At 65.4% G+C, this 8086-nt stretch carries 8 protein-coding genes and 1 riboswitch; of the genes, 7 read left to right on the top strand and 1 reads right to left on the bottom strand.

The genetic code is table 11. The annotated features are described in order from the left end of the window. The coding region (locus VGL40_09215) for a hypothetical protein (GenBank protein ID HEY3315435.1) at positions 1-201 on the top strand (201 nt) is incomplete at its 5' end. A gap of 79 nt (positions 202-280) precedes the next feature. Here the strand turns inward: VGL40_09215 and VGL40_09210 are convergent. After that, positions 281-1537, bottom strand: coding sequence for an MFS transporter (locus VGL40_09210; protein HEY3315434.1), 1257 nt, complete (start codon positions 1535-1537; stop codon positions 281-283). A 278-nt stretch (positions 1538-1815) separates the two neighbouring features. On the opposite strand from VGL40_09210, the gene VGL40_09205 reads away from it, so the two are divergent. The 6 genes from VGL40_09205 to VGL40_09180 all read left to right on the top strand — a co-directional run bounded on the left by VGL40_09205 (position 1816) and on the right by VGL40_09180 (position 7977). After that, positions 1816-3273, top strand: a complete 1458-nt coding sequence (locus VGL40_09205; protein ID HEY3315433.1) for a folylpolyglutamate synthase/dihydrofolate synthase family protein — start codon at positions 1816-1818, stop codon at positions 3271-3273. A gap of 190 nt (positions 3274-3463) precedes the next feature. Further along, on the top strand, positions 3464-3694 hold the full coding sequence (locus tag VGL40_09200; GenBank protein HEY3315432.1) for a hypothetical protein: 231 nt from the start codon (positions 3464-3466) through the stop codon (positions 3692-3694). 356 nt (positions 3695-4050) lie between these two features. After that, the gene (locus tag VGL40_09195; protein ID HEY3315431.1) at positions 4051-4239 is read left to right on the top strand and encodes a hypothetical protein; all 189 of its coding nucleotides are present in this window, start codon (positions 4051-4053) and stop codon (positions 4237-4239) included. Positions 4240-4270: 31 nt separating this feature from the next. Then, entirely contained in the window at positions 4271-5080 is an 810-nt protein-coding gene (locus tag VGL40_09190) for a Wzz/FepE/Etk N-terminal domain-containing protein (GenBank protein ID HEY3315430.1), read from the top strand. A 13-nt stretch (positions 5081-5093) separates the two neighbouring features. Further along, positions 5094-5804 carry a CpsD/CapB family tyrosine-protein kinase gene (locus tag VGL40_09185; GenBank protein HEY3315429.1) on the top strand — a complete coding sequence of 237 codons (711 nt, stop codon included), beginning with the start codon at positions 5094-5096 and terminating at the stop codon, positions 5802-5804. A gap of 88 nt (positions 5805-5892) precedes the next feature. Then, a riboswitch (cyclic di-GMP riboswitch) is annotated at positions 5893-5976 on the top strand. A gap of 201 nt (positions 5977-6177) precedes the next feature. Continuing rightward, a complete protein-coding gene (locus VGL40_09180) occupies positions 6178-7977 on the top strand; it encodes a nucleoside-diphosphate sugar epimerase/dehydratase (GenBank protein HEY3315428.1) in 1800 nt (599 codons plus the stop codon). The last annotated feature ends 109 nt before the right edge of the window (positions 7978-8086 follow it).

The following is an 8086-nucleotide window of genomic DNA, read 5'->3' as shown; positions in this document are numbered from 1 at the left end:
GGGACCTTCCGCGCCGCCTGCGGTCAGCATGACGGGGAGGCCGACGTCCACGTCCAGTCCCTGGAGGTCATCGCCCGCGGCCACGCGACGGAGCCGCCGGCGGCCGCCCACCGCTGGCCCATCGCCCTGGGGCTGGTCGGCGTCGGCCTGTTCCTGACCGCCCTGGCCCGGGGACCGGCGGGGCTCAGGCGCCCCGCATGAAGCAAGAAGAACCCCGCGAGTCGCGTGACCCGCGGGGTCCATTTTTGATTGCCGGCGGACCCTGGCCAAGTGCCGCCCTTCAGTCGTTCCCGCCCCCGGCGGCGCCGGCCACCGGCCCCTGCGTCGCTGCCCCGTTCCGGACGGCCCGACGCCACCAGAGGATGACCCCGAGGGCGCTCAGGGTGCCGGCCACGCCGCCCGCTCCGAAGCTGGCCGGCGTGCCGAAGCTCTGGGCCACCGACCCGGCGAAGAGCGAGCCGAACAGGGGCACCCCGTTGAAGACCAGCGAGTGGACGCTCAAGACCCGCCCCCGCAGGCGGTCCGGCACGGTCACCTGGACCGTCGACAGGGACTGGGTGTAGAAGACGATCCAGGCCAGCCCGGCCAGGGTCAGGGCGGCGGTGGCCAGGAGGCTGCCGCGGATGAAGGCCAAAGCCAGGCAGGACAGGCCGGTCATGGCCGCCCCGGCGTTCATCATCCAGCGGCGCGGCCCGCCCCCGCTGATGATGGTCATCCCGGTCGCGCCGATCAGGGCCCCGAGGCCCACCGCCGACATTAAGATGCCATACAGCCCGGCGTCGCCGTGGAGGACGTCGCGGGCCAGGAGGGGGACCAGGACGCTGAAGTTCAGGCTGAAGGTGGAGATCAGGCCGAGCATGACCAGGCAGGTCGAGACCCGCGGCTCCCGGACGATGTAGCCGAGCCCCTCGCGGACCTGGGCCAGCACCCCGCCCCTGGCCTTCTCGATGCGGGGGGCTTTCACGTCCATGGCCAGCAGGGCGGCGATGACCCCGAGGAAGCTGACGCCGTTGGCGAAGAAAGCCCAGCCCGGCCCCAACTCCTTGGTGACGAAGCCGGCGATGGCCGGGCCGATGAAGCGGGCGACGTTGAAGATGGTGGCGTTGAGGGCGATGGCGTTGGTCAGGTCCCCCCGGCCGACTATCTCGACCATGAACGACTGGCGGATGGGGATATCGAAGGCGTTGGCCGCCCCGAGCAAGGCCGCCAGCACGGCCACGTGCCAGTAACGGACCCAGCCCAGGAGGGTCAGGGCGGACAGCAGGAAAGCGAGGACCATCATCGTTCCCTGGGTGGCCACCAACAGCCGCCGTTTCGGCAGGCGGTCGGCGAGGACCCCGGCGAAGAGGGCAAAGGCGAGGACCGGGGCCAACTGCAGGGCGCTCACGAGCCCCAGGAGGAAGGGGGAGTCGGTGAGCATCAGGACCAGCCAGGACTGGCCGGTCGACTGCATCCAGGTGCCGATGAGGGAGACTGCCTGGCCGAACCAGAAGAGGCGGTAGTTCCGATGCTTCAGAGCGTTGAACGGCGAGGCCAACGGCGCTTCCCCCCACGAGGTGGTTCGCTTGGTATACCACCCGGGAGACCCAGGCTCATTCCATTCTACCAGAAAAGAGGAAAGACCGCGAGGCATCGCGGCCACCACGGCATTTGTCGGGAAATACCGAAGCCTGTCGAAAAAGGCCCTGATCCGCAAAGCGTCCATTGTTCCGCCTGTCCCGGCGTGGTACGATAAGGGCATGTGCGACAGCCCGCGGCCGCCGGAGGGTACGGCCGCAGCGCCGGCCGATAACCACCATTGAAAGGGGCCTCCCCTTGGATTACCAGCAATCCTTGGACTACCTGCATCACCTGATCCGCTTCGGGTGGAAGCCCGGGCTCCAGCGAATGGACTATTTGATGAAGGCTCTGGGCAACCCCGAGCAGTCCCTCGCCGCCGTCCACGTCGGCGGGACCAACGGGAAGGGCTCGACCTGCGCGATGACCACGACCGTGTTACGCGAGGCCGGCTATCGGGTCGCCGCCTTCACCAAGCCGCACCTCCAGCACTGGAACGAGAGAATGACCATCGACGGCCGGCATATCCCGGAGGAGAAGGTGGCCGAACTCGTCACCCTGCTGTCCGGCATCGTCGAGGGGATGGAGGCCCACGGGGTCGACCATGCCACCGAGTTCGAGGTGACCACGGCGGCGATGTTCAAGTACTTCGCCGATGAGCACGTCGACCTGTCCATCGTCGAGGTCGGACTGGGCGGGACCCTCGACTCGACCAACGTCCTGCCGACGCCGCTGGCCTCGGTCATCACCAACGTCGCCTACGACCACATGGACATCCTCGGTTCAACCATCTCCGAGATCGCCGGGCACAAGGCGGGGATCATCAAGCCCGGCGGCCTGGTCATCACCGAATCTCAGAACCCCGAGGTCCTCCGGGTCATCGACAGGAAGGTCCGGGAGAACGGGGCCAGGCTGTGGCGGGTCATACCGGATGGGGCGGAGGCCGGGGGGGTGTCGGACGGGGGTCCGCCGGCCGCGGACGTGCCGGAGGTCAGGGCCGAGGCCGTGGTCACCTACCGCGGGCTGGCGGTCAACCGCGAAGGCTGCCGCCTGGACGTGACCACGCCCGACGCGACCCACCACGACCTGAAGGTCAGCCTGCTGGGGGCGCACCAGATGATGAACGCGGCGACGGCCGTCGCCGTGATCACCGCCCTCCGCCGGTTGGGCTGGGAAATCGACGACGAGAGCCTCCGGCGCGGTCTCGAAACGGCCCGCTGGCCGGGGCGGCTCGAGGTCGTCCAGGACGACCCCCTGACAATCATCGACGGCGCCCACAACCACGACGGGGCGGCCGTCCTCCGCGACGCCATCGAGCGTATCTTCCCGGACCACCGACTGACCCTGGTCATCGGCATCCTGGCCGACAAGGAAATCTCCACCGTCCTGAACGAGCTGGTCCCACTGGCCGAACGGGTCATCGTCACCCGGCCCGACAGCTCTCGGGCGGCCGACCCGGCGGTCGTCGCCGAGGAGGCCAGGCGGGTCGCGGGGGTTGAGGCGGGGGCCGGGCGCCCAGCGCCCGCGGACATTACCGTCATCGAGAAGCCGGAGAGCGCCGTCCGACGGGCGTTGGAGGAGGCCGGGCGTGGTTCGGCCGATCCGCTGGCGCCGGGGGGCCCGCGCGACCCGCGCCCACCGCTGGTCCTCATCACCGGTTCCCTGTACCTCATCGGCAAGATCCGGGGACTGTGGTTCGACGAAGTGACCTGGTAAGTTCAAGAGCCTGTCGAAGCCGCCCGAGGGTCGGTACCCCGGGCGGCTTTCCTGTCGCAATCGGGCGAACGATTGGCCCCTCAAGCTGGTAGGATTTGACCCCCCACCGACGAATTTGGAGGCCTAACGACGGGCCCGCCACGGCCTTTGGGGGCCCGTTAATCGTGCTCCAAGGACGGGATAGCAGTTCATGATCAACCTGTCCGCCCAGGGAACCAGTCGTTTCCGACCGGTCGTCAGACCGGCCGGCGGGCCCAGCTCATCCGCCCCGCTGGCCGTCTTCCGCTGCGACGACGAGGACGTCGTCCTCCCGACCCTCTGGTGCCACCGCGGCGGGCTGAGGCCCGGCGACGAGGTCGAGATATATGTCCAAAGAACGGACGCCGGCGAGGAAATCGTGATCCGGCGACTTTCGGCGTAGACTTTTAGTTTCCTGAATTATGCAAAGGAGGAATTAGCACCTATTGTGTAGAAATACCAAATCCCACCTTTTCCGATTCGTGGCATTACGTAAAACCCCAGCTAGGACGCATCTTCGCCGCCGGCGTGGACCGGGCCCGTAGCCCACGCTTGAACAAGCCGTGACGAGAGTTCGCCGCCATCAAGAATTGGTCCGAGAGACCCCAGGGTCCGAGAGACCGATTCAGGAGAAGGGTTTACACTCTCTATTTTTATCCCCTTTTTCGGTCCAGGGGCCGCTACCTACCCATCTCAAGTCCGGCTAGGTTCCGGTTTCAGCGCTTGGGCTACCCCACACCCCCTGAGGAGGCGAGACGATTGGCGACCGTCCAGCCCACTACCCAGCAGCGAACGGAATCCGGCATCCCGAAACGGTGCATCTGCAACAAGCTTATCTGCATCGTCCGGGGAGACAAGATCGAGATCAAGTGCAATAAGTGCAAGCGGCTCGTCACCATCCATACCAAGGGCATCGAGAAGATCGACTACCACGACCCGACGGCCTAACTCAAACACCCCTCAATTTCGGAGGCCTTGAATGGACCAGCAAGACATGATCGATCTACGCGAATACTTTGCCATCCTGCGCCGCCGGCTGTGGGCGATCATCCTCGTCACCGTCGTTGCCGTGGCGACCAGCGGAATCATCAGTTACTTTTTCATCGAGCCGGTCTATTCCGCGTCCACGACCCTGATGGTCCTGAAGAAAGACACCCCCGTCGACTATACCACCCTGTTGATGAACCGGCAGTTGGTCAAGACGTACGGGGAGATCGCCAAGAGCCGGACGGTGGCCGAGCACGTCATCGCCGACATGGGCCTCGGCATCCCCGTCAGCTCACTTCAGGCGGCCATCCACGTCAGCCCGGTCAAGGACACCGAGATCATCCAGGTCAGCGTGGAGGACACCGCCCCCGCCGAGGCGGCCAGCATCGCCAACGCCGTGGCCAGGGACTTCATCAAACAGGTCATCCAGATAATGAAGGTCGAGAACGTCCAGGTGGTCGACCCGGCCATCGAACCGACCACCCCGATCAAACCCCGGCCGAAGCTGAACATGGCCGTGGCCGGTGTCCTGGGAGTCATGGTCGGCGTCGGTCTGGCCTTCGTCCTTGAGTACCTGGACAACACGGTCAAGTCGCCCGAAGATGTCCGCCGCTTCCTCGACCTGCCCGTCCTCGGGACCATCCCCGTCATCGACCTTAGACACGAGTCGAAGATGGCCAAGAAGGCCGCCGACCGGGAGGCGCAGGGCCAGGCGGCCGACGCGGGGGACGGCGGGCTGCCCGTGATCAAGCGGGCCCAGCCCGGCCAGGCCGAAGACCGCGGACTCAAAGCCGTGAGGTAAGGGGGGCACCAGGTTGTCGACACCGCATCCCAACGGCGAAAAGCTGGTGACCGCCCTCAATCCGCGGTCGCCGGTGGCCGAGTCTTACCGGGAACTCCGGACCAACCTTCAGTTCCTGACGATCGACAAGACCCTTCGGAGCATCGTCGTCACCAGCGCCTCGCCCCGCGAGGGGAAGACCCTGACCGTCGCCAACCTGGCCATCACCATGGCCCAGGCGGGGAAGAAGGTCATCGCCGTCGACAGCGACCTGCGGCGGCCGTGCCTTTGTCAGATCTTCAACGTTCACGAGCGGAACGGCCTGACCAGCGTCCTGGCCGGCCAGGTCCAGGTGGACCAGGCCCTGCAAACGACCAAGACCAAGGGGCTGCGGGTGCTCCCGCCGGGGCCCACCCCGCCGAACCCGGCCGAACTCCTGGCCTCCGACCGGATGAGGAACCTGATGGCCGCCCTCGAGGAACGCGCCGACATGGTCGTCTACGACTCTCCCCCGGTCGGGGCGGTCACCGACGCGGCGATCATGGCCAGTGCCTGCGACGGGGTGCTCTTGGTGGTCGGGGCCGGCAAGGTCAGCTACAAGCAGGCCCAGCGGGCGAAGGAACTCCTGGCCAACGTCAAGGCGAACATCCTCGGCGTGGTCCTCGACGGGGCCTTCGCCGAGCGCGATAAGGGCTACCATGACTACTACTACGGACAGGACGGGGAGAAGAAGAGGAAGAAGTAGTAGCAAGATCCGCAGGGCGAGGCCACCGAGCCCGGTTTCGTGGGACATCACAGAGATAGACCCAAGACAACATACCCGGGTTGGGGCAGGGGATAGCTGGGACGAGGAAACGCTGCCTCCATTTGGTCACTTGGGCGGCGCGGAGTCAGTAGTGAAACCGACAGCTAGGGCACATCAAAGATTGTGCCTGGCTGCCGGTTTTTTGGTCGCCGCGCCGCGGGGCCGGACAGGCCCGTGACGCGGCGACCCGGCGGCCGGCCCTAAGGGGAGCAGGTGGTACCGGGTGGCGGCAACAAGAGCGGATGCGAAGGAATTGCACGAGGCGGCTCGCAGGCCCGCGGCGCCCGTGGTGACGCTGGGGCAGCTAGGACAGATGGCCAAGCGGCTGATCCTGATGGCCTACGATGTGATGGCCATCAACGTGGCCGTCGTCATCGGGCTGGCCTTGCGTTTCGATAACGCGGTGCCCTGGAGCTACTTCCAGAGCTACTTCGGGGTGGCCATTCCATACACCGTCATCAGCCTCGTCGCCTTCTATCTTCTCGGGCTCTACCACAGCATCTGGGAGTATGCCAGCGTCGACGAGGCCCTGGCCGCCGGCAAGGGGGCTTTGGCCAGTTTCCTCGCCCTGACCGGTCTGCTCTACCTGCCGGTCGGCCACGGCTTCCCGCGCAGCGTCGTCCTGATGGTCCTGGTCATCAACTTCCTCTCTCTCGGCGGTGGTCGCCTGTCTATCAGGATGCTACGACGAGTGCGCGTCCTGGCTGAGATGAAGGATCTCAAGGACCCCAAGCGGGTCTTGATCATTGGCGCCGGCCAGGCCGGCGTGATGGCCCTGCGCGAGATGCAGCGGCATCCGGAGCTGGGGTACAAGCCGGTCGGCTTCATCGATGACGACCGCCGGAAGGTGGGACTACGGATCAACGGGGTACGGGTGCTCGGCAGGACCGGTGACCTGAAGGCCGTGGCCAAGCGGCTGGCCTGCAACGAGGTGCTGGTGGCGATGCCGGCCGCCGGCCCCGGGTCCATCCGCCGGGTCGTCCAGGAATGCGCCTCGCTGGGGGTCAAGATAAAGACCGTCCCCGGCGTTTACGAACTGATCAACGGCCGGGTGACAGTCAACCAGATCCGCGAGGTTTCTTTGGAGGATTTGCTCGGCCGCGAGCCCGTCCGCGTGGTCTTCGCCGAGATCACCGGTTACCTGACCGGCGAACGGGTCCTGGTGACCGGCGCCGGCGGGTCCATCGGGTCCGAGCTCTGCCGGCAGATCGCCAAGCTCAGCCCAGAGTGCCTGCTGATGCTGGACCACAACGAGAACGGTGTCTACGAGCTTGAGATCGAGCTTGGTAGCAGGGAAAAGAGCCTCAACCGGACGGTCATCATCGCCGATATCAGGGATAGGGAGAAGATCGAGAACGTCTTCAAGACCTTCAAGCCCTCGGTCGTCTTCCACGCCGCCGCCCACAAACACGTGCCGCTGATGGAGGCCTACCCCGAGGAGGCCGTCAAGACCAACGTCTACGGGACCAAGAACGTCGCCGACATGGCCGCCCAGTACGGCACCAAGCGGTTCGTGATGATCTCGACCGACAAGGCCGTCAACCCCAAGAGCGTCATGGGGGCGACCAAGCGGCTGGCCGAGATGATCATCCAGGGGTACAACGGGTCGACCCCGTGCCGGTTTGTGGCGGTGAGGTTCGGGAATGTACTCGGGAGCGCGGGGAGTGTCGTGCCGATCTTCAAGGCTCAGATTGCCCGCGGGGGGCCGGTGACGGTGACCCACCCCGAGATGACCCGGTACTTCATGACCATCCCCGAGGCCGTGTCGCTGGTCCTCCAAGCGGGTGGGATGGGGAAGGGCGGAGACATTTTCATCTTGGATATGGGCCAACCTGTCAGGATTGATGAGTTGGCCCGCCAGCTTGTTACGCTGTCCGGGTTCATACCGGGCCGTGACATTGAGATTGTCTATACGGGCACTCGACCTGGTGAGAAACTTCATGAGCAGCTTCTTACCGGCGAGGAAGGAATGGCCGCGACGAGTCACAACAGGGTTTTTGTTGCCCGCCAAGGTGATAATGAAGAGATTGATCTATGTGGATCAGGATTAGCTGAATCGGCGGGATGTGGAGTCACTCTCGGCTCACGGTTTTCACTGTTAGGGAAGGCCTAGCCTATACCCCGTATCCCGGTCCACGTTCCGCTAGGCCCCGGTTAGCGGTTTATTGGTCGCACTTGTACTCTAGTTTCGGCAGCGTAGATCCGAGGTCAAATGCAACTGC

Source organism: Bacillota bacterium (assembly GCA_036504675.1).
Lineage (GTDB): Bacteria > Bacillota > Sulfobacillia > JAJYWN01 > JAJZPE01 > DASXUT01.
The sequence above is the reverse complement of the archived record's forward strand: the minus strand, read 5'-3'. Positions and strand labels throughout refer to the sequence as shown.

Bases quoted from the DNA above. Each gene is read 5' to 3' on its own strand.
- VGL40_09180 (HEY3315428.1), top strand. From the start codon at position 6,178: ATGGCCAAGCGGCTGATCCTGATGGCCTACGATGTGATGGCCATCAAC.
- VGL40_09190 (HEY3315430.1), top strand. From the start codon at position 4,271: ATGGACCAGCAAGACATGATCGATCTACGCGAATACTTTGCCATCCTG.
- VGL40_09200 (HEY3315432.1), top strand. From the start codon at position 3,464: ATGATCAACCTGTCCGCCCAGGGAACCAGTCGTTTCCGACCGGTCGTC.